The 23,138-nt window shown below is 58.3% G+C and carries 23 protein-coding genes; 7 read left to right on the top strand and 16 right to left on the bottom strand.

Annotated elements, in window-relative coordinates; all coding sequences use genetic code 11:
- Positions 1–115 precede the first annotated feature (115 nt).
- Positions 116–2,860, bottom strand: a complete 2,745-nt coding sequence (gene polA / locus B4U49_RS08465; RefSeq protein WP_078084170.1) for a DNA polymerase I — start codon at positions 2,858–2,860, stop codon at positions 116–118.
- A gap of 234 nt (positions 2,861–3,094) precedes the next feature.
- On the opposite strand from polA, the gene B4U49_RS08470 reads away from it, so the two are divergent.
- Positions 3,095–3,517 carry a hypothetical protein gene (locus tag B4U49_RS08470; protein ID WP_078084147.1) on the top strand — a complete coding sequence of 141 codons (423 nt, stop codon included), beginning with the start codon at positions 3,095–3,097 and terminating at the stop codon, positions 3,515–3,517.
- Positions 3,518–3,569: 52 nt separating this feature from the next.
- Here B4U49_RS08470 and B4U49_RS08475 read toward each other — a convergent pair whose 3' ends face one another.
- Positions 3,570–4,514, bottom strand: coding sequence for a metal ABC transporter substrate-binding protein (locus tag B4U49_RS08475; RefSeq protein ID WP_420811469.1), 945 nt, complete (start codon positions 4,512–4,514; stop codon positions 3,570–3,572).
- Positions 4,515–4,675: 161 nt separating this feature from the next.
- Between B4U49_RS08475 and znuC the strand changes: the two genes are divergently transcribed.
- The gene (znuC, locus tag B4U49_RS08480) at positions 4,676–5,461 is read left to right on the top strand and encodes a zinc ABC transporter ATP-binding protein ZnuC (RefSeq protein WP_078084148.1); all 786 of its coding nucleotides are present in this window, start codon (positions 4,676–4,678) and stop codon (positions 5,459–5,461) included.
- Between the two features lie 2 nt (positions 5,462–5,463).
- A complete protein-coding gene (locus tag B4U49_RS08485) occupies positions 5,464–6,276 on the top strand; it encodes an iron chelate uptake ABC transporter family permease subunit (protein WP_078084149.1) in 813 nt (270 codons plus the stop codon).
- Positions 6,277–6,279: 3 nt separating this feature from the next.
- Here B4U49_RS08485 and B4U49_RS08490 read toward each other — a convergent pair whose 3' ends face one another.
- From B4U49_RS08490 to B4U49_RS08520, 7 genes are all read right to left on the bottom strand, one after another.
- Positions 6,280–6,699, bottom strand: a complete 420-nt coding sequence (locus tag B4U49_RS08490) for a hypothetical protein (protein ID WP_078084150.1) — start codon at positions 6,697–6,699, stop codon at positions 6,280–6,282.
- 9 nt (positions 6,700–6,708) lie between these two features.
- A complete protein-coding gene (locus B4U49_RS08495) occupies positions 6,709–7,500 on the bottom strand; it encodes a CPBP family intramembrane glutamic endopeptidase (RefSeq protein WP_078084151.1) in 792 nt (263 codons plus the stop codon).
- A gap of 84 nt (positions 7,501–7,584) precedes the next feature.
- On the bottom strand, positions 7,585–8,253 hold the full coding sequence (locus B4U49_RS08500; RefSeq protein WP_078084152.1) for an SCO family protein: 669 nt from the start codon (positions 8,251–8,253) through the stop codon (positions 7,585–7,587).
- Positions 8,254–8,255: 2 nt separating this feature from the next.
- Positions 8,256–9,164: a heme o synthase gene (gene cyoE / locus B4U49_RS08505; protein WP_078084153.1), complete on the bottom strand. Its 909-nt coding sequence runs from the start codon at positions 9,162–9,164 to the stop codon at positions 8,256–8,258.
- Positions 9,165–9,361: 197 nt separating this feature from the next.
- Positions 9,362–10,414, bottom strand: coding sequence for a COX15/CtaA family protein (locus B4U49_RS08510; protein ID WP_078084154.1), 1,053 nt, complete (start codon positions 10,412–10,414; stop codon positions 9,362–9,364).
- 49 nt (positions 10,415–10,463) lie between these two features.
- A complete protein-coding gene (locus B4U49_RS08515) occupies positions 10,464–11,114 on the bottom strand; it encodes an SCO family protein (RefSeq protein WP_193432828.1) in 651 nt (216 codons plus the stop codon).
- 82 nt (positions 11,115–11,196) lie between these two features.
- Complete coding sequence (locus tag B4U49_RS08520; protein ID WP_078084155.1) at positions 11,197–12,042, bottom strand: SURF1 family protein; 846 nt, start codon at positions 12,040–12,042, stop codon at positions 11,197–11,199.
- 32 nt (positions 12,043–12,074) lie between these two features.
- On the opposite strand from B4U49_RS08520, the gene B4U49_RS08525 reads away from it, so the two are divergent.
- On the top strand, positions 12,075–12,299 hold the full coding sequence (locus B4U49_RS08525) for a DUF2909 domain-containing protein (RefSeq protein ID WP_078084156.1): 225 nt from the start codon (positions 12,075–12,077) through the stop codon (positions 12,297–12,299).
- Between the two features lie 48 nt (positions 12,300–12,347).
- Here B4U49_RS08525 and B4U49_RS08530 read toward each other — a convergent pair whose 3' ends face one another.
- The 4 genes from B4U49_RS08530 to coxB are packed head-to-tail and all read right to left on the bottom strand — an operon-like array spanning position 12,348 to position 16,603.
- Positions 12,348–13,238, bottom strand: coding sequence for a cytochrome c oxidase subunit 3 (locus B4U49_RS08530; protein ID WP_078084157.1), 891 nt, complete (start codon positions 13,236–13,238; stop codon positions 12,348–12,350).
- A gap of 6 nt (positions 13,239–13,244) precedes the next feature.
- Complete coding sequence (locus tag B4U49_RS08535; RefSeq protein WP_078084158.1) at positions 13,245–13,838, bottom strand: cytochrome c oxidase assembly protein; 594 nt, start codon at positions 13,836–13,838, stop codon at positions 13,245–13,247.
- A 29-nt stretch (positions 13,839–13,867) separates the two neighbouring features.
- Positions 13,868–15,418 (bottom strand): cytochrome c oxidase subunit I, encoded by a 1,551-nt coding sequence (gene ctaD, locus B4U49_RS08540; RefSeq protein ID WP_078084159.1) that lies wholly within the window; start codon positions 15,416–15,418, stop codon positions 13,868–13,870.
- A gap of 24 nt (positions 15,419–15,442) precedes the next feature.
- Positions 15,443–16,603, bottom strand: coding sequence for a cytochrome c oxidase subunit II (gene coxB, locus B4U49_RS08545; RefSeq protein WP_078084160.1), 1,161 nt, complete (start codon positions 16,601–16,603; stop codon positions 15,443–15,445).
- Positions 16,604–17,035: 432 nt separating this feature from the next.
- Here coxB and B4U49_RS08550 point away from each other — a divergent pair, with 432 nt between their 5' ends.
- Positions 17,036–18,400, top strand: a complete 1,365-nt coding sequence (locus tag B4U49_RS08550) for an MATE family efflux transporter (protein ID WP_239692527.1) — start codon at positions 17,036–17,038, stop codon at positions 18,398–18,400.
- Between the two features lie 139 nt (positions 18,401–18,539).
- Positions 18,540–19,199 carry a hypothetical protein gene (locus B4U49_RS08555; RefSeq protein WP_078084161.1) on the top strand — a complete coding sequence of 220 codons (660 nt, stop codon included), beginning with the start codon at positions 18,540–18,542 and terminating at the stop codon, positions 19,197–19,199.
- A gap of 44 nt (positions 19,200–19,243) precedes the next feature.
- Here B4U49_RS08555 and B4U49_RS08560 read toward each other — a convergent pair whose 3' ends face one another.
- Genes B4U49_RS08560 through B4U49_RS08570 form a run of 3 tightly spaced genes read right to left on the bottom strand, consistent with a single transcriptional unit; the run spans position 19,244 to position 22,403 of the window.
- On the bottom strand, positions 19,244–20,050 hold the full coding sequence (locus tag B4U49_RS08560; protein ID WP_078084162.1) for a hypothetical protein: 807 nt from the start codon (positions 20,048–20,050) through the stop codon (positions 19,244–19,246).
- 20 nt (positions 20,051–20,070) lie between these two features.
- A complete protein-coding gene (locus B4U49_RS08565) occupies positions 20,071–20,346 on the bottom strand; it encodes a YheV family putative zinc ribbon protein (protein ID WP_078084163.1) in 276 nt (91 codons plus the stop codon).
- A gap of 8 nt (positions 20,347–20,354) precedes the next feature.
- Entirely contained in the window at positions 20,355–22,403 is a 2,049-nt protein-coding gene (locus B4U49_RS08570; RefSeq protein WP_078084164.1) for a M3 family metallopeptidase, read from the bottom strand.
- 147 nt (positions 22,404–22,550) lie between these two features.
- Here B4U49_RS08570 and B4U49_RS08575 point away from each other — a divergent pair, with 147 nt between their 5' ends.
- The gene (locus B4U49_RS08575; RefSeq protein ID WP_239692528.1) at positions 22,551–23,075 is read left to right on the top strand and encodes a gamma carbonic anhydrase family protein; all 525 of its coding nucleotides are present in this window, start codon (positions 22,551–22,553) and stop codon (positions 23,073–23,075) included.
- Positions 23,076–23,138: the final 63 nt, after the last annotated feature.

Raw genomic sequence — 23,138 nt, forward strand, 5'->3', positions numbered from 1 at the left:
AGACACGCCGTGAACCCATCCCTTGGGGGCTCTTCGAAAAAATCCCTTTTTTCGGAGGTCTCGCAAGGCCACACCCGGCAGCGATACCTTGGCACTAACATCGTGCACTTTAAGATCAGTGCGCCTCGTCCCAGTTGGCCCCTTCCCCGAGATCTGCAATCAGCGGTACATCCAGTTCCGCGGCCGCCTGCATCAACTCCGGTATACGTTTTACCACCAGATCCCGCTCATCCGCCGGCACTTCCAGTACCAGTTCATCGTGAACCTGCATGATCAGTCGGGACTTGAGCCCCTCGTCACGCAGCCAGGCATCCACGGCGATCATCGCACGCTTGATGATGTCAGCCGCAGTTCCCTGCATCGGCGCATTGATCGCGGTGCGTTCCGCGGCCTGACGCTGCATGCCATTGCGGGAGTTGATCTCCGGCAGGTACAGGCGGCGACCGAACAGGGTTTCCACATAGCCCTTGTCCGCGGCCTGTTTGCGGGTGTTCTCCATGTATTCGAGGACCCCGGGGTAGCGCTCAAAATAGCGGTCGATATAGGTCTGGGCATCCGCGCGCGGGATATCCAGCTGCTTGGCCAGACCGAAGGCGCTCATGCCGTAAATCAGGCCAAAGTTGATCGCCTTGGCGCGGCGGCGCTGCTCATCGCTCACCTCTTCCGCCGGCACCTCGAATACTTCCGCCGCGGTAGCGCGGTGAATGTCGGCGCCCGCGGCGAAGGCATCCAGCAGGCCCTTGTCTCCGGACAGGTGCGCCATGATGCGCAGTTCGATCTGGGAGTAGTCCGCCGCGACAATCACGCTGCCGCCGTTGATGCGCGGATCCGCAACAAACGCCTGGCGGATGCGACGGCCCTCTTCGGTGCGGATCGGGATGTTCTGCAGGTTGGGATCACTGGATGACAGGCGGCCGGTGGCCGCTACCGCCTGGTGATAGGAGGTGTGCACACGGCCGGTGGCCGGGTCGATCATCTGCGGCAACTTGTCGGTATAAGTGTTCTTGAGCTTGGCCATACCGCGATACTGCATGATCAGCGCCGGCAGCTTGTGCGACAGGGCCAGCTCCTGCAGCACCGGCTCCGCAGTGGAGGGTGCCCCCTTGGGTGTTTTCTTGATCACCGGGATTTCGAGCTTTTCAAACAGGATCGCACCCAGCTGTTTGGTGGAGCCGAGATTGAACTCCTCGCCCGCTTCCTCGTAGGCCTTCTGTTCCAGATCGCGCATTTTTTCTTCCAGCTCGACCGACTGCTTTTTCAGCATCGCCGCGTCGATGTAGGCACCGTTGCGTTCGATATGTACCAGTACCGGCACCAGCGGCATCTCGATCTCGTCGAGCACTTTCTCCAGGCTCGGCTCCTTGGCCAGGCGTCCGCTCAGGTCCTGGTGCAGGCGCAGGGTGATATCGGCATCTTCCGCGGCATAGGGGCCGGCCTTGTCCAGCTCGATCTGGTTGAAGGTCAGCTGTTTGGCGCCTTTGCCGGCAATATCCTCGAACTTGACCGTGGATTCGCCGAGATATTTCTGCGCGAGGCTGTCCATATCGTGACGGCTCGCGGTGCTGTTGAGCACGTAGGATTCGAGCATGGTGTCGCGGGCGATACCGCGCAGTTCGATATCGTAGTTAGCGAGAATATGGCTGTCGTACTTGAGGTTCTGGCCGACCTTGTGGAGGTTTTCATCCTCGAGCAGTGGCTTCAGTTTTGCCAGCGCGCTGTCGAAGTCCACCTGCTGCGGTGCACCCATGTAGTCGTGGGCCAGCGGCAGGTAGGCGGCCTCCCCCGCATCCACGGCAAAGCTCACACCCACCAGTTTTGCCTGCATGTAATTGAGGCTGGTGGTTTCCGTATCGAATGCAAACACCTCGGCTTTGGCGAGTTTTTCCAGCCAGCGGTCGAGTTCCTGTTCATCGAGGATGATGCTGTAGTTGCGCTCGACGGCGAGTGCCTCCGCGGCCGTTTCGGCATCGCCGTCACCGCCCAGCTCGTCCACCCAGCTGCGGAATTCCAGCTCGCTGAACATCTCGCGCAGTTTGTCGGTATCCGGCTCGCCGTTGGTGAGGGACTCCGGTTGATAGTCCATCTCCACATCGGTCTTGATGGTGGCGAGCACGTAGGACATATCTGCCGCGTCCTTGTGCTCCTGCATTTTCTTGGCCAGGGTTTTGGAACCGCGGAAGCCGAGCGGAGCAATGGCATCCAGGTCGGCGTAAATATCTTTCAGGCTGCCCAGCCCCTGCAGCAGTGCCAGCGCAGTCTTCTCGCCCACGCCCGGTACACCCGGAATATTGTCGGCCTTGTCGCCCATCAGTGCGAGGAAGTCGATGATCAGCTCAGGGCCCACGCCGAACTTTTCCTTCACCCCGTCCACATCCAGCACGGTGTTGGACATGGTGTTTACCAGGGTCACCCCCGGGCGCACCAGCTGGGCCATGTCCTTGTCGCCGGTAGAGATGATTACATCCATGCCCTTGTCGGCAGCCTGCAGCGCCAGGGTGCCAATCACATCGTCCGCCTCTACCCCGTCGATCACCAGCCGCGGCAATCCCATGGCATCGATGATGTCGTGGATGGGCTGGATCTGTGCGCGCAGATCGTCCGGCATCGGTGGCCGGTGGGACTTGTAGTCCTCGAACAGCTCGTCGCGGAACGTTTTGCCCTTGGCGTCAAAAACAACCACCACCGGACTGTCCGGGTGCTCCTTGAGATGTTTGCGCAACATGGAAATCACACCGCGCACCGCCCCGGTGGGCTGGCCGCTGCTGGTCGCCAGGGGTGGCAGAGCGTGGAAGGCGCGATACAGATAGGAGGATCCATCGACCAGGATCAATGGCGCGGAAGAAGTCTTGTCGTTACTCATAAATAGATGGGAAGTCCGGTTTTTCTTTGCGGGGCTTTCGTTGGGCGACAGGATAACCGCGATGGAATCTTTTCGCTCGTCCCGCTGCACTCGCGGTGCTCACAGCGCGCCCCCGCCAATGGCATTTTGCCGATTCACCCTGTCGCCAACCCCGTACCAGTCATCGCACTGTCACCACACTCAGCGCGCGGGCTTCTAGGCTGTTATCAGGGAAGTCGCATAGAGGTGATCAACATGAGCCCCCGCAAATTTGCCGCAGCGCTACTGGCCTGCGCCATCGCCGGGACCGCACTGGCCGAGGAAGAATCCGATGTCAGTGAGGAAGCGGAAGTGATGGAACACGTGGAAGTCATCGGCTATCCAACGCCAGAGATTACCGCAACGGAATCAGCTGCGGACGAGGAGTCCGTCGCCGAGCAGATAGCCAAGCAACAGCGACAGGAGCTGTTGCGTAGTACCGAGGCCGCACAGCTGCAGCAACTGGAAGCTTTTCGACTCGAGGGCGAGCGCCTCAGTGGCGACACAGTGGCGCAGGAAACTCCGCAACAGCTCGAGCAACTGGAGCCCGCCGAGATCGAAGTGGACGAGGAAGCCTCCAGTATCGACCCGGCACAGGAATCAGAAATCGAAGAGGAACCGCTACAGGAACCGTCCTGAACGGAGCGACCGAGCGGCAATTACCCGCTCAAATAAATTCCTGCAGCGCCGTTCAGGGCGCGGCGCTCCGATCCGGAATCGCTCCCAGGCATTTGCGCGCATCCGCCAGCAGTTGCTCCATAAGCTGTGGATAAGTTGCGCCGGCAGGCAGGCGGGTTCCGAGGGGATCGAGCGGCTGGTATCCCAGATTGAGGTGTTCCGCAGTCTGGCGATCGCGCTCATTCGCCGGCACCTCGCCGAACAGGCAGCCGCGCCCGGTCCCGGCTTCGTTCGCTTCACGGTGCTCGAGCATGGCGCGCGCGCCGTGCTGGTGACTGGAGGAACCACTCAGGCTATTCACGGTTACCCCGGCGGGGCCGAAGAACTGGCTGTAGGCCTTGTGGGTAGAGACAATCTGCACATCGCGATAGGCCCACAGGGCGCGATCCTGGACCTTCTGCAGGTTGGCCATTGCGCGTGAGAAGTCCCGTGCCCGCACGCGGAATTCCTGCGCCAGGTCGGGGTTCAACTCCGCCAGGCGCGTGGCGATATGTGCCGCCATTACCGCCGCATTGCGCGGGCGCAACCACAGGTGCGGGTCGTCCTTATCCGCGCCGTCATACTCGTAGCCGCCCGCGGCCAGCAGGCCCAGCTGCCGTTGCTCGGGCAGTAGTGCCATCTGTCTCGCCAGTACCGATTCCATTTCCGGGCCCAGCCACACCACCAGCTGCGCGGATTCCATCGCCACACGATCAGTGACACTCGGCGCATAGTGGTGGGGATCTCCGTTGCCAATCAGCGACCGGACCGCCACCTGCTCGCCGGCAATCTCGCGGGCAATCATCGCCAGCGGGCCGATACTCACCACCAACGTCGCTTTTTCTGCAGGGTCAGCGCTTGGCTGCGGCGATTTGTTCGCACTTTTGTCACCGCCGCAGGCGGCCAACACCAGAGTGATGGCCAGAATGAACAGCTGGGCAAGGAATGGCTTTACACGACTACTAGGCAAGGTGACCACCAGGATTTTGAGATTCGGCCGGGCCGGCGGGGGCGAAAAAAAGTGCGATATAATCATACCCGGCGTACACTCGCCAGCCATTCGCCCCGCGACCCGGGTAAGGGTAACGTGCTCTTCCGCCTTTATATGGCCAAGTCACCGTCAAATCACAGGAGTGTCCCCTGACTGCCAGCCAGCCGCTTATCCGCGCCCACAGTCTCGGTCTGGAAATTGCCGGGCGGCAATTGCTGCGGGACATCTCTCTCGAGCTTGAGCCCGCGGAAATCGTCACCGTCATCGGCCCCAATGGTGCGGGCAAAACCACCCTGCTGCGCCTGCTTCTCGGCCTGACCCGCCCCACCAGTGGTCGCGTCGAGCGACGCCCCGGTCTGCGCCTGGGCTACATGCCCCAGCGCCTGCAGATCGACGCCACCATGCCAATGACCGTGGGACGCTTTCTGCAGCTGGGTATCGAAAACGTGAAAGTGGCGGACGCGCTCGCCCGGGTGGGCGCGTCGCAACTGGCCAGCGCGCGCCTGGCAGACCTCTCCGGGGGGGAAATGCAGCGGGTATTGCTGGCGCGCGCAGCGGCGCGCAAACCGCAGTTACTGGTACTGGACGAACCCACCCAGGGGGTGGATCTCGGCGGCCAGGGCGAGGTCTATCAACTGATTGCGCAACTGCGCGATGAACTGGGCTGCGGCGTATTACTCGTATCCCACGACCTGCATCTGGTAATGGCGGCGACCGACCGGGTGTTGTGCGTCAACCAGCATATCTGCTGTCACGGCCATCCGGAGCAGGTGAGCAAAGACCCGGCCTACCTGGAAATGTTTGGCGACAAACTCGCCCTCTACACCCACCAGCACAATCACCACCACGACCTCAGTGGCGAGGTGGTCGATGACTGCTGTGATCACGACCACGCCCACCAGCCCCCCACTGATGACAGATCCGAGCGAGACTGACCGTGAGCGAATATTCCCAGCTATTGCACAGTCAATTCATCTGGTACGCCCTCGCCGCGGGACTGCTGGTGGCCCTGGTCAGCGGCCCCCTGGGCTGCTTCGCGGTGTGGCGGCGCATGGCCTATTTCGGTGACACCCTCGCCCACTCCGCACTTCTCGGTGTGACCCTGGGCTTTGTACTGCATATCCAGCCCACTCTGGCCGTTGGTGCGAGCAGCTGCCTGCTGGCTCTGCTGCTGGTGTATTTCCAGCGCCGCCAGAACCTGTCGGTAGACACCCTGCTGGGGATACTGTCCCACTCCATGCTGGCTCTCGGTATCGTTACCGTCAGCTTGCTGGATATTAACGTGGACCTGTTGTCGCTGCTGCTCGGCGACCTGCTGGCGGTCTCTACCCAGGATCTGGTGCTGATGGCCGCCGCCGCCGCGGTGATCGCCCTGCTGTTACTGACCCTGTGGCCGAAGCTACTGGCATTTACCCTGCACGAGGAGCTGGCGGCAGTGGAGGGCGTCCGCGTGGAGTGGATCCGGCTGGCTTTGATGCTGATGCTGGCGCTGTTGATTGCCATCGCCATGAAGGTCGTGGGCGTGCTGCTGATCACCGCCCTGCTGATTATTCCCGCTGCCGCCGCGCGCAGGATTTCCACCACGCCGGAACAGATGGCGGGCCTGGCATCGCTGATCGGCTGTATCTCCGTTGTACTCGGTCTTACCGCTTCCGTTATCTGGGATAGCCCCGCCGGGCCATCCATCGTCTTGGCGGCAGGTACACTCTTCCTGCTAGGACAGCTGTTTCACCGCGAAGCAGTGAACTGAGGTCTAGCCGTACAGGTTGGCCAGGGCGATCGCGACCAGAATCGCGGCCCCTGCCGTGATAACCACACGCCAGACCCAGGGTTCGGTGCGATTGCGCGGGCGGTATTCCGGCAGCGCCAGCGCCCGCCACGGGAAACGGTTTTGCCAGCGCTCGTCACCGGTGAGATACCAGAAAAAAATATCCTGTAGATTACCCCTGGTGAGATGGCTGTCAGAGCACTCGTAGTGCTGCTGCAAAGAGCCGTCCTGATACTCCAGCTGCACGCCACCGCCCTGCAATATCGCCGCCTGGATGTAGGTCTTGTCATCCCGGGCGAGAATGATGAAGCTGTCCGACGCTTCCGAAAGCTCGCCGATACAGCGGGATAAATCCTCTTGCGATGGACTCTCGCTGACAATTTTACCGTTTACGGTCAGTTCCACGTTTGATTCCTAGCCCGGATATTTGAGAAGCGTCATGTGCAGCAGGTTCACGCCCCAGTGTGTGAGCACACAGGCCCAGAAGCTGCCGCGCAATTGCCAGACCAGCGCATATCCCAGCCCCGCCAGCCCCACCAGTGCGAGTATCAGCGGTGAGGCCGCCCAGGCCGTGTGCGCAGTAACAAACAGCAGGGTCACAATGACCGTGGCCAGCCAGGGTAATTTCTTCAGCCACAAGCCCAGGCCGCGCTGCAATATCCAGCGGAAGAAGCCCTCTTCTGCAATACACACCACTAGCAGATTGATCAGTGCGGCGATGGCGATGGTTGCGTTCAGTTTGGGGTAAATGGGCAGCAGAAAAAGACCCGCAATAATTGGTACTGCGATGGCGATGGCAACAGCAGCAAAATCAGTGCGTTTCAGCGACTGCGGACGCAGGATCATAAACAGCACCAGGGTCAGCGCGATCATCGCCTTGGCCGGGCGGAAACTCGCGTAAATCTGGTTTCCATTGCTGTCGGTGTAGGGCTCCAGCAGGGCAACGTGGGCATTACCGGGGATCTTGCCGCTGTTTACCAAAAGCATCAGCAGTGCAGTAATGATGAACGCCAGCGCTTTTTTCCAGCCGCGCGTGTTTTCAATTGCCACCAGTCCCAACCAGATGACCGGTGCAAAAACGCCTATCCACCCAAGGGGAATAGCAAGCAGACACAGGAATGCCGCGGGCAACCACTGGCTTTTATTATCGAAAGGCTCGGCGGCACCGATAACCGGCGCACCCCGATAGACATTGAGTGAAAACATAGAAAATCCATTTTCAAGTTCAACAAACGGGTACAGGCGCCATTCTAGCGCCTGTGCATTACCAATTCAGTGAACGGGACCCAACTACCCGTTGTACGTGGCTCGCATTGAGCGGTACGTCAGTTTCATTTTGGCCGGGTCGAGTGGCGCCTTGAAGAATCCGTGGTAGTGACCGCGGGGATTGATCAGCACCACCTGGGATCCGTGGTCGACGGTATAGCCCCCATCCTCCAGCGGCACCTTGTTGAAGGGAACATTAAGCTGATTGGCGAACCGTTTCAGGTTGAGGAATTCACCGGTTACGCCAAAAAAGTCCGGATTGAAGTAGCGCACATAGTCGTGCAGCTGCTGCGGCTTGTCCCTTTGCGGATCCACGGAAACCAGCAGGACATCGGTATCGCCGCGGGTGTCGTCATCCAGGGTCTGATAAAACTGGTTGAGTGTGGACAGGGTTGCAGGACAGACATCGGGACAGTGAGTGAAACCGAAAAACACCAGAGTCCAACGTCCGGCCAGCTCGGTTGTGTTGAATGCCTCACCGGAATCGGCCAGCAACTCGAACTCATCCAGGATCCGCGGCCGCTCCAGCTTGATGGCGCCGTTCGCGCGCAATTCTGCGTCGGTAATCACCCGCGGTTGGCCCATCTTGTTCAGGAAACCAGCCAGCACCGCCAGCATAAACAACACCATCACCACTACGGTGAGCAGGATTCCCCGTTTCTGTTCCGCCGTGTGCTGAACATTCTCGCTCATGATCACACTCCGCTGGTGGGCAGGGCTACCAGGTAGTGATCCAGCAGCATGATGCAGAACAGGGCCATCAGGTAAATGATGGAATACTTGAATGTCTCCATGCCGGCATTGGGTTTTTTATCCCGCAGCATTTCCACTGCCCAGTACAGAAAGCCGATACCCAGTACCACCGCTCCCAGCAGGTACAACCAGCCGAGCATGGCGGTGGCGAAAGGCAACAGGGTCACGGCAAACAGGATAATGGTGTACAGCAGGATATGGATTTTTGTATAGCGCACGCCGTGGGTAATGGGCAGCATGGGGATTTCTGCCTTGGCGTAATCGTCCCGACGGTGTACTGCCAGCGCCCAGAAATGTGGCGGCGTCCAGGCAAAGATGATCAGCGCCAGCAACAGGCCGTGACCGTGTACATCCCCGGTGACTGCAACCCAACCGAGCAGCGGCGGCGCAGCGCCTGCGAGGCCACCGATAACAATATTCTGCGGCGTCGCCCGCTTCAGGAACATGGTATACACCACCGCGTAACCCAGCAGCGAGAACAGGGTGAGCCAGGCGGTGAGCGGGTTTACGAAGGCGAGCAGTATGGCCATGCCACTGCAGCCGAGTACCAGGGCAAACAAAATGGCTTTCTGTGGCTCGACCCTGCCCCGGGCGATGGGACGGTTGGTGGTGCGGGCCATCTTGATATCGACGTGGCGATCCACCAGGTGATTGACCGCCGCCGCGGAACCGGCGCAGAGCGCAATACCCAGGTTGCCGAGAATCAGGATATCCATCGGCACCATCCCGGGAACGGCGAGCAACATGCCGATCACCGAGGTGAGAATCATCAACATCACCACCCGCGGTTTGGTGAGTTCATAGTAATCGCGCCAGCTGGCACGTTGCACACTTACTGCCTGGGTACTCATGGTTACCACCTCGTTGTCATTATTATATTGGCCAATTCCCTGTGGCCTGACTTGTGGCACCGGATGTTATGTAAATCCGGTGGCGGGAAATCGCAGGGTGATTTCCCTTTTCTTCAAACCTTGAGGTACTACTCAATCCTCTGTGAAAACATCCTGTCTAATCTCCTGAAAAAAATTCCTGAATAAAAATTTGTGCGCTACGGATAATTTTTTATTGCCGGCTGCACCGTATTGATTCGATAACAGAATGTCAGCAGGCTCAATAAAAGCAGCGCTGCGCCGGCGTTATGCGCTACGGCAATCGGCAGTGGCAGGAACATCACTACGTTCGCAATTCCCAACCCTACTTGCAAGCACAAAACCACTAGTAAACCCTGCGCCCAGCGAGGTGAACCAGCACGCCACGCGAGCAGAGCAAGCAGGCTTACCAGGAGAGTAACGATAATGGCGCCAATACGATGGGTAAGATGGATTGCGGTGCGCGCGTCATTTTCCATCGCACCCCCCAGATAATTGGGGCCGATCTGTTGCGCAACATTGAAACCCTGGCTGAAATCTGTGTCCGGCCACCACTGGTTGTGGCAGGTTGGAAAATCCGGACAGGCGAGCGCGGCATAGTTGGAACTGGTCCAGCCGCCGAGGGCAATCTGCAAGCAGACCGCGACCACCGCAATCACCGCCAGCGGCCTGAGCTTCTGCAGCGCACTGAATTCATGAGGCGGGATCAGTCGCCTGCGATAGCGCAGGCGCTCTGCGAGCATCCACAGGATCGACAATGTTGCCATGCCGCCCAACAGGTGCGCGGTCACCACTTGCGGCCACAGCTTCAGGGTAACCGTCCACATGCCGAATGCGGCCTGCAGCAGGATGATGCCGAGCAGGATATGGCTCTGGATAAATCCGCGGTGGCCGCGGCGACGCCAGAACATATAGGTGAGACCGGCTACCAGCATCAGCAATATGCCGGCGAAGTACCGGTGGACCATCTCCGGCCAGGTTTTGTCGGTCTCCACCGGGGTATCCGGAAATGCCGCATTGGCCGCCGCTATTTCATGGCCCTCATTGGGCCACAGCAGGTGGCCGTAGCAACCCGGCCAGTCCGGGCAGCCGAGTCCGGCATGGGACAGGCGGGTAAACGCACCCAGCACCACAACCACCAGAGCGAGTCCGGTGCCGATCAAAGCCAGGCGAAAACGCCAGTCTTTCTTGTAATTCTTGCGCAGTTCGGTGATGTCCGATTCCACATCCATTTCGCTCTCTCCCGAATGAGTTGTTGCTGTGGGCCCCGTTGCCGGGCCGCTAATTTTCGTAGGAGTACTTCAGCAGTCGTTTGATATCTTTGAGTAACTGGTTGCCACTGTGGTGGTTGTCGTAGACCATCATCGCAAAACCATTCTGATCTACCAGCAGCGCGCTGGGGCGCTGTAGCTGGGCGTGATCACTGTCGGCGAGCCACTGGTCTATCTGGGCCTGGTCTGCGGTGGTAAACCGCAGGCGCGGGTGTTGACTCGCAAGATCCTTGTGACGCAGCTCCGTGAGCGGTGAACCAGTTACCAGCAACCGTTCAACCCGGTGCGCCTTGTCACCGAGGCGGATATGCACCTGGCGGGTGGTGTACAAAAGCTTTTCACACTCGCCCGCACACTTTTCATCACCGACAATCAGGTAGCGCCACATTGGTGCCTCATCAGCCAGCACAACGGGATCGCTGTCGCTGGATATCAACTCAATGTCGGCCACATTCTGTGCCGGCGTGAGCAGCTCGCCCTGGTTGACCGTATTGGTGGGCATACCGATGCCGCTGTAAAACACGATGTAGGCGGCGAGCATGGGCAGGGCCACCGAGGCAAATACCGCAAGCCCCGACCAGCGGCCGAGGCCGGAGACCTTACCGTGATTGTCGGAGCCTTCGCTGATCGCTGCGCTTTCGGAATGGGTGTTCTGTGCCACGGGGTTACCTCGCTGCTGCGCCGCTGTTGCTACAGGACCACCAAGACGCTGCAGCTGGGCGCTCGTTATTGTTATGTGTTGATTATGTCTGTTTTGTCGGTTTTTTAAACCACTTTTGCCGAACCATCTTGCGAATATTGGTCGCGGCGAGCAACCACAGCAGACAAAGTGCCGCAGCCATGGAAAACCACTGTACCGCATAGCCCCGGTGCCTTTGTGGATTTGTATTCACCAGTTGCCAATCTGTGAACAGTGCCGTGTCAGAGTCAGCACTCAGGCGGATATGCCACTGAGGATGATCAAGCCGCAGCCCGTTGTCGACAATAAGGCTGAGAGACTGGATACGGTCGTGAGGTGCGATGCGCGGCACGACTTCATTGGACTCTTGTCCGGCTTCCGTGTCGCTGGGATAGATAAACCCGGTAATCACCTTGGCCGCGAGCGGGTAGCGCACTTCCGGCAGCACTGAACGCTGGCTGGCGGCCGGCAGCCAACCCCGGTTGATCAGCCAGCGGCTTTTGCCGCGGTTGCTGTTGCCGGTTTCAAATACCTGCAGGATTTCATAGCCAACGCGGCCATTTCGCGTACGGTTATCGAGATAAAAATATTCGTCCGTGTAGAACCCGAGCAGACGCACGGGCGTGTAGGACTGTGGCGCGTCTAGCTGGTCGATTTTTTGTGGCTGTGCAGAAAGGCGGGCGTCGATGCGCTCGAGCAGTGTTTGCTTTTCAGCCGCGCGCTGTAACTGCCAGTTACCGAGACCTAGTAGCAGCGGGAAAAAGCACAGACACAGCAGGCTGAGAGGCCAGCTGCGGATAAATGCTACACTGGCAGCTCGCGATGGTTCTCCCGCTTCCGTGGCGTCAGTTAGGGTCCCGGTGGGTAATGCGTTGCCGCCTTTTTTCGACGACATTTTCGGAACTGTCATGCCAATAATACTTCTATAAATGGCGTTAAATTATGTGGCTTAAAACAATCATTGTATTGTTGTTTCTCGCCGTGCTGGCTAGCCTGACCAGTGCTCTGCTTTTTTTACTTCGCGACATGGGCGCACCGGAGTCAAAGCGTACCCTGTATGCGCTTGGCATACGGGTCACGCTCGCCGCGCTGCTGTTGGTCACCATCTGGTACGGATTCCACAGCGGCATGCTTTCCAATACCGCGCCCTGGGCAAACAAATATTAAAACTATTTGGTGGATACGGCGATTCGTATCCACCGTTAACGTCCCTCGTTATGCGCCCAGTACGTAGACAAAAATAAACAATCCTACCCAGACCACATCCACAAAGTGCCAGTACCAGCTGGCCGCTTCGAAGCCGAAGTGATCATCCGGCTTGAAGTGATGGGCTATCACCGAGCGCAGCAACATGATCAGCAACATGATGGTACCGAGCGTCACGTGGGCGCCGTGAAAACCGGTGAGCATGAAGAAAGTTGTACCGTAAATGCCGGATTCCAGCGTCAATCCCAGATGCTGATAAGCCTCCAGGTATTCCGCCACCTGGAAGAACAGGAAGGCGGCACCGAGGATTACCGTGGCACCCAGCCAAAGATTAAATGCCTGGCGCTTGCCTTTCTTGAGGAAAACATGTGCGATATGCACGGTTACGCTGGAGGCCAGCAGCAATACGGTATTCAGCAAGGGCAGATGCCAGGGGTCGATGATGCCCTTGGGCCCGAGCACTTTGGCAGACTCACCACTCACCGCCTGGTCCGGTGTCACCATCAATGGCCAGGTATTCTGGAATCCCTCCCACAGCATGTTGGAGGAGCCGCGATCACCCTCTCCGCCAAGCCACGGCAGGGTAAAGGTGCGAATGTAATACAGTGCGCCGAAGAACGCGGCAAAGAACATCACTTCAGAGAAGATGAACCAGCCCATTCCCCATACATAGGAACGCTTGAGCTGATCGCTATTGAGTCCCTGCATGTTCTCGCGGATCACCGCAGCGAACCAGAACCACAGCACTGCTGCCATGGCAATTGCACCGGCGAAGAAAATATAGGAACTGCCGCCGTTTACCCAGTTGGCGGCGCCGAAGGCCGTCAGGAACAGGCCTATGGTGGCGAAGATCGGCAGCCGGGACTGCTCGGGAACATAATAGCTGCTTTCTGTGGCCATAATTTTCTATCCCTCTCGCTCGGAGTCTCGCTCAATTGGGGAGGCATCCGTTTTTTTGTTGTCTGTCTGCTTCGCGATCCGTTCGGTTACATCAAACAGCGTGTAGGAAAGCGTGATGGTGTTTACGCCGGGAGGCAGATCCGGGTCGACGATAAATCGTAGACCCAGCTCGGCGCTCTCGCCGGCGGCCAGTGTCTGCTGGTTGAAGCAGAAACATTCGGTTTTATGGAAATAGCTGGCAGCCTTGAACGGTACCAGGCTCGGAATTGCCTGGCCGACCATGTCGCGCTCGGTCGGGTTATACGCAAGGAATACCGTATCCACCGCCTCGCCCGGGTGCACTTTCATTTCCACCACACCGGGTGTGAATTTCCACGGCATGTTTTCGTTGTTGCTGGCAACAAACTGGACTTTTACCGTGCGCTCGGTATCCACGGCCGCGGGCACCGCTTCGTAGCGATCCCCGGTCTTGCCATTGAGACCGGTTACCTCGCAGAAGGCGTCGTACAAGGGAGGCATGATAAAAAGTGCAAACCCCAGCATGCTGACCGCGAGGGCCAGCATCTTTATGGTGGTTTTGGCGTTTGCACTTATTGCCATGATTCAGTCTCGCTTGCTGTGCCGTTCAATCAACGCACCACCGGCGGTGTGCTGAAAGTGTGGTACGGCGCGGGTGACGGCACCGTCCACTCCAGACCCTGCGGGTTTTCCCAAACTTCATCGGTGGCTTTGCGGCCGCCGCGCACGGTGCGAATCACATTGAACAGGAACACGATCTGCGCCGCGCCAAACAGGAAGGCACCCACGCTGGCAATCTGGTTGAAATCGGCAAACTGCAGTGCGTAATCCGGAATACGTCGCGGCATACCTGCGAGCCCGACAAAGTGCATCGGGAAGAAGGTGACATTCAGGCCGACAAACGCCATCCAGAAATGCACCTTGCCCATGGTCTCGTTGTACATGTTGCCGGTCCACTTGGGCAGCCAGTAATACACCCCGGCAGTGATCGAGAAGATGGCACCGGGTACCAGCACGTAGTGGAAATGCGCTACCACGAAATAAGTATCGTGGTACTGGAAGTCCGCCGGTGCGATGGCGAGCATCAGTCCGGAGAAACCGCCCAGGGTAAACAGAATCACGAAAGCGATGGAGAACAGCATGGGAGTCTCGAAGGTCATCGATCCCCGGAACATGGTGGTCACCCAGTTGAATACCTTCACGCCGGTGGGTACCGCGATCAGCATGGTGGCGTACATGAAGAACAGTTCACCGGCGATGGGCATACCCACGGTGAACATGTGGTGCGCCCATACAATAAAGCTGAGGAAGGCAATCGAGGCGGTCGCATACACCATCGAGCTGTAGCCGAACAGCGGCTTGCGCGCGAAGGTGGGAATGATCGCCGATACGATACCGAACGCCGGCAGGATCATGATGTATACCTCGGGATGACCGAAGAACCAGAACACATGCTGGAACAGTACCGGGTCACCACCACCGGCGGCGCTGAAGAAGCTGGTTCCAAAGTGGATATCCATCAACATCATGGTCACCACACCAGCGAGTACCGGCATTACCGCAATCAGCAGATAGGCGGTGATCAGCCAGGTCCACACGAACAGCGGCATCTTCATCAGGGTCATACCCGGCGCGCGCATGTTCAAAATGGTGGCGACAATATTGATCGCACCCATGATGGAGGACGCACCCATGATGTGAATGGAGAAGATAAAGAAGGTGACGCTGGGCGGCGCATATTCGGTGGAGAGCGGAGCATAGAAGGTCCAACCGAAATTGGGCGCGCCACCCTCCATGAACAGGGTGGATGCCAGCATCGCGAAGGCGAATGGCAGGATCCAGAAGCTCCAGTTGTTCATCCGTGGCAGCGCCATGTCCGGGGCGCCGATCATCATCGGCACCATCCAGTTGGCGAGCCCCACAAACGCGGGCATCACCGCGCCGAACACCATGATCAGGCCGTGCATGGTGGTCATCTGGTTAAAGAATTCCGGCTGCACAATCTGCAGGCCGGGCTGGAAAAGTTCAGCGCGGATTACCAGCGCCATACAACCGCCTAGCAAGAACATCGCAAAACTGAACCACAGGTACATCGAGCCAATGTCCTTGTGGTTAGTCGTGTAGAGCCAGCGGGTAAAACCGGGTTTCGGACCGTGTGCCATAACTAAACTCCTTTCGGCTCCTGCTTACTTATTCTTGAAATTGAGAATGTCGATGGGCTGCACGGTGTCGCCCATATTGTTTCCGAAGGCATTGCGCTGGTAGGTGATAACCGCAGCGAGATCCACCTCACTCAGCTGTGCGCCGAAGGCCTGCATTGCAGGGTTATTCGGTGAGCCGTTCACTACCATGCTCAGGTGACCATCCATCGCACCGGTGGCAATCCTGGAGCCGGCAATGGCCGGGAAGGCACCGGGCACACCCTGCCCTTTCACCTGGTGACAGGCGGCACAGGTGCTCTCATAGACTTTCTTGCCGCGCTCGTAGAGCTCGTCAAACGTGAAGGTCTTGTTGGTCAGCTCCTTGATCTTTGCCGCCGCGGCAGCGCGATCGTTGAGCCAGGAGTGGTATTCATCCTGCGGCACTGCCTTGACCACAATCGGCATAAAGCCGTGGTCCTTGCCACACAGCTCCGCACACTGGCCGCGATAAATCCCCGGCTCGTCGATACGTGTCCAGGATTCATTCACAAATCCGGGAATCGCGTCTTTTTTCACCGCCAGGTCCGGCACCCACCAGGCGTGGATCACATCGTTGGCGGTAATCAGAAAGCGAATTTTTTGATTGACCGGCACCACCAGCGGTTCATCTACTTCCAGCAGGTAGTTTTCGTTTTTGGGCTGCTGGTTGTCGATCTGTGCACGGGGGGTGGAGAGGTTGGAGAAGAAGGAGACATCGGAACCCAGGTAGTCGTACTTCCACTTCCACTGGTAGCCGGTGATCATGATGTCGAGATCGGCTTCCTTGGTGTCGTAGATATCGTAGAGGGTTTTGGTGGCGGGAATCGCCATCCCAACGAGAATCAGGGTGGGCACAATCGTCCATGCCAGCTCCACCAGTGTGCTCTCGTGAAACTGCGCCGCCTTGTAGCCTTTGCTTTTGCGGTGACGCCACATGCTATAGAACATCACCCCGAACACGACAATGCCGATTGCCACGCAGATCCAGAAGATCAGCATGTGCAAATCGTAAGTGGTTCGGGAAACTTCGGTAACCCCCTGGGTCATATTGACCCCCCAGCGCTCCACACCCTCTTCGGCTTTCTGCGCAGTTTCCTGGGCAAAAAGTTGGGGCGCGATGGCCGAGATGGTCAGGAAGGCGAACAGCCGTTTTAAGCCCATCAACATCGCCTGCAGATCTCCATGTTTGTTATTCTCGTGAGCCGCTTTCCTGCGGTCACATCACTGCGGTCCTGCCACACGGATACTGCTTTCGCTGCGGTATCGGGTGCGCAGTCGCGGCGCTGCAACCAACAAAATAGCAAAACCCTGTAACAGCGGTTGGCTGCTCGGAGGACTGGAGTCTGCCCCGATCCTGGGATCGGGAAATAATCCACACATCATCAATGTGGACATGCTGTAGTAAACCAAGACTACATACACTGTTCGCACACCGGGGAGGACCACAGTTGCGCGATACTGCTGTCAGTGCAACTTGTTATTTTTACTTCAGATGTCGTCGCCCGGAGGTACAACCAACAACCTGTGTCTTTTCGTCGCATCTAGCACCATCAAAAGAAACACATCGTCAGAAGAAAGTCAATTAAACCGCCAACTTACATGAAAAATTCACCGGCGCCGGCGCGCGCCATTCAGCGCCGCTTTGCGGCCCCCTATGTGCGGGTCTGGCGCCTCGCCTGGCCCATGATTCTGAGCAACATCACTGTGCCGCTGCTCGGTGCGGTAGATACCGCTGTGCTCGGCCACCTGCCGAGCCCGGAATATCTTTCCGGCGTCGCCATTGGCGCCAGTGTTATTTCCATGCTGTTGTGGGCGTTCGGTTTCCTGCGTATGGGGACTACCGGACTGGTGGCGCGGGCAACTGACAGCGCGCAGGGCGCCGCGTGGTTACTGCGCGCGTTGTGGATGGCGGGGGTGCTCGGCCTTCTGTTGTTGTTGCTGGCATCGCCGCTGCTGCAGCAGATTACCCAGTGGATGAATGCCAGTGCCGAAGCCGCACCTCACGCCCGCGACTACTTGCAGATTCGCCTGTTGAGCGCGCCGCTGGCGCTGGCCAACTTTGCCCTGCTGGGATTTTTTATCGGTCGCCAGGATAGCCGCGCACCGCTGGCAATACTGGTCACCGCCAACCTGCTCAACATTCTGCTCGACCTGATACTGATTCTCGGCCTTGGCATGGGCGCGAGAGGTGCCGCCTGGGCATCCGTATCTGCGGACCTGTGCGGTTTCGCGATGGGGTTCTGGCTACTGGCCCTGCGACACCGCACCACCCTCCGCGAAATTCATGCGGTAATGGCGGCGACTGACTTCTGGCCCTGGCGGCGTGGAACACCGTGGTGGGAACTGCTGCGCATCAATACCGACCTGTTTATCCGCACCTGCCTGCTGCTGTTTACGCTGACATTTTTCACTGCCCAGGGCGCGGCGCAGGGAGATACCGTGCTGGCCGCCAATGCTATCCTGCTACAGCTGTTGATGATGACGTCCTATGCACTGGATGGCTTTGCCCACGCCACTGAATCCCTGGTGGGGCGCGCAGTGGGACGTCGATCCATGGCACAATTCCGGCGCACCAATGCCGCAGCCGGGGTCTGGGCGCTGGTTTCAGCGGTTGTCGTCACCCTGATCCTGATTACCGGAGAAGGCTGGATTTTACCGCTGTTCACCAGTATTCCGCCGGTGTTGACGGCAAGCGCGGAATTTTACCCCTGGCTGTGTGCACTGCCCCTGGTAGCGGTGTGGAGCTATCAACTGGACGGGGTATTCATCGGGGCGGGAAAAAGCAGGCAGATGCGTGACACGATGTTCATCGCAACTGTGATCGTGTTTTTACCTTGCTGGTGGTTTACACGACACTGGGGTAACACTGGCATCTGGTTCAGCCTGTTTTTGTGGTTTGGCGCACGATCTTCCGGATTGATGGTCTACTTTTATAACTACACTAAAAACAATTATTGGCTGTAATTGGAGCTACGAACCGAGTCCACTTCCAACGTTAAGCAGTCTTGTCCGCACTCTGGATCAATTCCCTGCCAACAGGGACATACGGGGGGTCAGCAGACAAAGAAACGGGGAGGCGGTTTCGCCGTTTTCGTTTTGATGTATGAGTGACCATTATCAACTGATCCAGCAGTGTATCGACCGCGCCGTGGCTGCAGAGCAGTCCCGGGGACGCTTTCGTCGCGCATTGCACGATACCCTGCCAAACCTGCATCGCAGCATACAGCTGCCGCAGCGGGACGCACCGCTGCATATCACCTGTTTTGTTATCCGCTATATCCAGGCGATCCCCTCCTGGCTGCAACGCCTCGATGAGATGTGTCACGCCGGTGGCCTGGATTTTCACCCGTTGCGCGAGCTGATCCTGCACAGCTTCAGCCAGGTTCCCGAGCGCCAGCCCTACGAGCACGGTCTGGGTTCGATCCTGGATGAAGCCTATCTGGCCCATCGTGCGATGGAAGAAATCAACGACATGCTGCAACCCCTTTGCGGCACACCCCTGCTACCGATGGATCCGATGGTGGCCAATCTGGTGGTGCGAGAGCTGCTGGGGGAAAAGCTGGCGTGCCAGCTGGACGATCTGACAGATATTTTACTGCAGCGCTTTGAACCGGCGGAGCTGGATCCGGAAAGGCTGGTATCCATGATTCTTTACAAACAACGCTACGACGATGCACCGGGAGAATGGCCGGACTTTGCCAGCCAATTGCAGATTGAACTGCGCACCCCTTCCCTAGCACGGCAGATCGACCTGTCGCACTAGTTACACACTGCCAACCCCTGTGGCCGCGTGAGCGGGTCTGCACACTACCGTTCGACGATCTGACGCCAATTGGCGAAAAAGTCCACCTCTCCCTGCAACAGGGCACGGTTCAGATCATCCGCCTCACGATGTAAATTATCATTGTAAAAATACAGGCTGCCACCGCGCAGAGTGAAGCCCTTCGGGTTGTCGGTAAGTAACTGGTAAAAGGTTTCCTGGCGCTCCAGATATTGCAATACCCGCGTCTTGCTAAAACGTCCCTTGCGATACTTATCGAAGATGGCCTCCTGCAGCTGTCTCTCCGTCAGAGCGCGCGACTCCGCTGAAATCAGGCTGATGTCGAGCAGGCGGTCAATATCCGAGCGCAGATCGTCCAGGTACCGGTCGGCGGCTTCCGCGGCTATTTTTGTCCGGTAAATCGTGCGTTTTCGGCGCGCCTGATACTGCGAGCTCTTGGCATTTTTCAGGCTCCACATCTCTTTTTTTGCCATTTCCATCAGCGGCCTGAAAATGGTTTTGTGCAGACGGTTGGAGTTGACCGTAAGACGCTGGCAAATTTCCAGCGCGCCCTGCCAATCGGCAAAAGGCTTGTCGACCAATACCGCCTCCGGCAGCGCAGCGATCCGCTGATCGAGCCGCTCTTCTTCTGCCCGCAACAGTTCCGGGTGTTTCTCCCAGTCATTTTTTTGCAGGGTAAACAGGGACAGCAGTCCCTGGTTCACACAGCGGGTAATCAGGTGCGCAGTCTGGGCCTGCTGCTGTTCGCGCACCTCGCGGTAGTGGCCAAGGCCTGCGTAACCCGCAATAAGTAAAACGATCGCCAGTGCGATCAGGGGATAAATTTTCTTCAAGGAATTCGTTTTTTAGTGGATTAATTTTTATCGGCCGGTCCCGAAGGCGGCTGCAGTATTTTGACTGCGGTTTCTTCCACTTCCCTGTCGTCGGTCTGGTTCACCCGGGTATCCAGTTCCCGTGGAGATGCCTGTAAGCGTATTTCGTCCTTAAAGCCACAGGCTACACATTCGCGAAAGTTTTTATCGCCCTGAACATAATTCACGATTCGATCCATGGCGCTGCAACGCGGACAAACTGCGCCGGCAATAAAGCGGCGCTTGCTGGGCTTTTCAAGTTTCTGGTGATCGCTCATGGGTTACCTCATTCAATACCCGAGTGCCGCAACAGTGCGTCTATTTTAGGGGCTCGGCCGCGAAATTCTGCGAACAGGTCCTGTGCATCGCGACTTCCGCCCTGCTCCAGGACCGTGCTCAGGAAGTGATTGCCGGTGGCGGGATCGAAAATTCCCGTCTCCTCGAACAGGGAAAACGCATCCGCGCTCAGTACTTCGGCCCACTTGTAGCTGTAGTATCCGGCGGCGTAACCGCCGGCAAAAATATGGCTGAAGCTATTCTGGAAACGGTTGTCCGGGGAAACCGGCACCACCGATACCGTCGCCCGGACCTCGTTGATCAGGCGCTGGATTTCCTCGGCATTAGCGCCCTCCGGCCGGGAGTGCAGCAGGAAATCAAACAGGGCGAACTCCAGTTGGCGCACGGTAAACATGGCCGACTGGAAGTTCTTTGCCGCGAGCATTTTTTCCAGTAATACCTGCGGCAGCGCCTCGCCGGTCTCGTAGTGACCGGCGATCATCGCCAGCGCTTCCGGCTCCCAGCACCAGTTTTCCAGGAACTGGCTGGGCAACTCTACCGCATCCCAGGCCACGCCGTTAATTCCAGAGACCGCGGCCACATCCACCTGAGTGAGCATATGGTGTAAGCCGTGCCCGAATTCGTGGAACAGGGTAGTGACTTCGTAGTGGGTCAATAACGCCGGGGTATCTTTTGACGGTGAACTGAAGTTACACACCAGATAGGCCACTGGCAGCTGCAGGCCGGCATTGGTCTGGCGGCGCACCCGCGCGTCATCCATCCAGGCGCCGCCACGCTTGTTCTCGCGAGCATAGGGATCGAGGTAGAAGCCTGCAATGGGCTCGCCACCGCGCTTCAGCCAGTAGAAGTGCACGTCCGGGTGATAGGTCGGTACCGAGCTATCCTGCTGGGCGGTTACTCCAAACAGCTTTTCCGCCACAGAGAAGAGGCCCGACAACACCTTCGGATAGGGAAAATACGGGCGCAGCTCTTCCTGACTCACCGCGTAGCGGGCCTGCTTGAGCTTCTCCGCCGCCCAGGCGACATCCCACGGCTGCAGCCGATCGATACCCAGCTCGCTGTCGGCAAACGCCTGCAGCTCGGCAAACTCGCGCACCGCTGCGGGTTTGGCACGCTTGGCCAGGTCCCGCAAGAAGGTTTCTACCTGCTCCGGGGAGTCGGCCATCTTGCTGGCCAGGGAACGCTCTGCGTAGTTTTTCATTCCCAACAGATGCGCCTGCTCCGCGCGCAGGGAAAGAATCTCCGCCATCACATTGGCGTTGTCGAACTCGCCGGCATTGGGGCCAACATTGGAAGCGCGAGTGATAAACGCGTAGTGCATCTTGTGGCGCAGCTCGCGGTTTTCCGCGTGGGTCATCACCGCCAGGAAGCAGGGTCCATCCAGGGTCAACAACCAACCCGACTTGCCCTTCGACTCCGCCAGTGTGCTGGCAGTGGCCAGCGCGGACTCGGGAATACCCGTCAGCTCGGCTTCATCGGTGATATTCAGCGTCCAGGCATTGGTGGCATCCAGCACATTGTTGGCAAACTTGCTCTTCAACTCTGCCAGGCGCTTGCTAATGCTGGCGTAACGTTCGCGCTTCTCCCCTTCCAGGCTGACACCGCCCAGATGCATGTCGCGCAGGCCGTGACGCACTGCCTGCTGACGCGCCTGTGGCCAGCTCGCAAAATCCGTGGACTTGGCGAGCGCCCGGTAGACAGCATAGAGCTCCGGGTTCTGCCCGAGCTCGGTCCAGTATTCGGTCACCTGCGCCAGACAGGCCTCATAGGGTGCACGCCAGTCGCCACTCAGCACACTGTTCAGGTGTGAGACCGGTGAAAATGCCTTGTTTAGCTGGTCCTGGGCCTCTTCCAGTGGCGCCATTGTCTCGTCCCAGCTGGGGCTTTTCCCTGCATTTTGCAGGCAATTTTGCAGCTGTTCACGGCATTTGGCGATCAGTGCTGCAATTGCCGGCTCGGCGTGCTGGGGCTTTACGGTATCGAACGGTGGCAGCAGCGGAGTGCTCAACAACGGGTTGGATACAGGCGATTCAGACATTGGAGTTCCTTGTCGACAGGCTCCCGATGATTCAACACCGGGCGCGGAGACGGGTTAACATATGCTCCGTATTCTAGTGGATTGCCCAAGCGGAGGTCAGCCTTGTCCAAATCCGAACTACCCCGGAACACCCAGCCCCAACACACACTGCGCGAACATCGCGGCCACGCCCCGGCACTCGGCGAGCGGGTCTTTATCGACCCGCAAAGTTGCGTGATCGGCGATGTCGAGCTGGGCGACGACTGCTCCGTTTGGCCGATGACCGTGATCCGCGGTGACATGCACCGGGTGCGTATCGGTGCCCGCACCAGCGTACAGGACGGTTCGGTACTACATATCACCCACGCCAGTGACTTCAACGAGGGCGGCTGGCCGCTCACCATCGGTGAGGATGTCACCATCGGCCACAAGGCTTGCCTGCACGGCTGCACCGTGGGCAGTCGGGTACTGATCGGAATTGGCGCCATCGTGCTGGACGGCGCGGTGATCGAAGATGAGGTGGTGCTCGCCGCCGGCGCCCTGGTGCCGCCGGGCAAGCGCCTGGAAAGTGGTTTTCTTTACGTAGGCTCGCCGGCGAAAAAGGCGCGTCCACTGACGGAAAAAGAGAAGAAGTTTTTTACCTATACGGCGGGGAATTACGTCAAACTTAAAAACGAATATCTGCAGAACTGAGTACCTGTAGAACTATGGGAACAGCAGGCGGCACCTCGCGCAGTGGGATGGTGCCGCCGCGCG

This window comes from Microbulbifer mangrovi (assembly GCF_002009015.1).
GTDB classification, from domain to species: domain Bacteria; phylum Pseudomonadota; class Gammaproteobacteria; order Pseudomonadales; family Cellvibrionaceae; genus Microbulbifer; species Microbulbifer mangrovi.

Coding starts and splice junctions, on each gene's coding strand:
- polA (WP_078084170.1), bottom strand. CDS start 2,860: ATGAGTAACGACAAGACTTCTTCCGCGCCATTGATCCTGGTCGATGGA.
- B4U49_RS08470 (WP_078084147.1), top strand. CDS start 3,095: ATGAGCCCCCGCAAATTTGCCGCAGCGCTACTGGCCTGCGCCATCGCC.
- B4U49_RS08495 (WP_078084151.1), bottom strand. CDS start 7,500: ATGTTTTCACTCAATGTCTATCGGGGTGCGCCGGTTATCGGTGCCGCC.
- B4U49_RS08500 (WP_078084152.1), bottom strand. CDS start 8,253: ATGAGCGAGAATGTTCAGCACACGGCGGAACAGAAACGGGGAATCCTG.
- cyoE (WP_078084153.1), bottom strand. CDS start 9,164: ATGAGTACCCAGGCAGTAAGTGTGCAACGTGCCAGCTGGCGCGATTAC.
- B4U49_RS08510 (WP_078084154.1), bottom strand. CDS start 10,414: ATGGATGTGGAATCGGACATCACCGAACTGCGCAAGAATTACAAGAAA.
- B4U49_RS08520 (WP_078084155.1), bottom strand. CDS start 12,042: ATGACAGTTCCGAAAATGTCGTCGAAAAAAGGCGGCAACGCATTACCC.
- B4U49_RS08525 (WP_078084156.1), top strand. CDS start 12,075: ATGTGGCTTAAAACAATCATTGTATTGTTGTTTCTCGCCGTGCTGGCT.
- B4U49_RS08530 (WP_078084157.1), bottom strand. CDS start 13,238: ATGGCCACAGAAAGCAGCTATTATGTTCCCGAGCAGTCCCGGCTGCCG.
- B4U49_RS08535 (WP_078084158.1), bottom strand. CDS start 13,838: ATGGCAATAAGTGCAAACGCCAAAACCACCATAAAGATGCTGGCCCTC.
- ctaD (WP_078084159.1), bottom strand. CDS start 15,418: ATGGCACACGGTCCGAAACCCGGTTTTACCCGCTGGCTCTACACGACT.
- coxB (WP_078084160.1), bottom strand. CDS start 16,603: ATGTTGATGGGCTTAAAACGGCTGTTCGCCTTCCTGACCATCTCGGCC.
- B4U49_RS08550 (WP_239692527.1), top strand. CDS start 17,036: ATGAAAAATTCACCGGCGCCGGCGCGCGCCATTCAGCGCCGCTTTGCG.
- B4U49_RS08555 (WP_078084161.1), top strand. CDS start 18,540: ATGAGTGACCATTATCAACTGATCCAGCAGTGTATCGACCGCGCCGTG.
- B4U49_RS08565 (WP_078084163.1), bottom strand. CDS start 20,346: ATGAGCGATCACCAGAAACTTGAAAAGCCCAGCAAGCGCCGCTTTATT.
- B4U49_RS08570 (WP_078084164.1), bottom strand. CDS start 22,403: ATGTCTGAATCGCCTGTATCCAACCCGTTGTTGAGCACTCCGCTGCTG.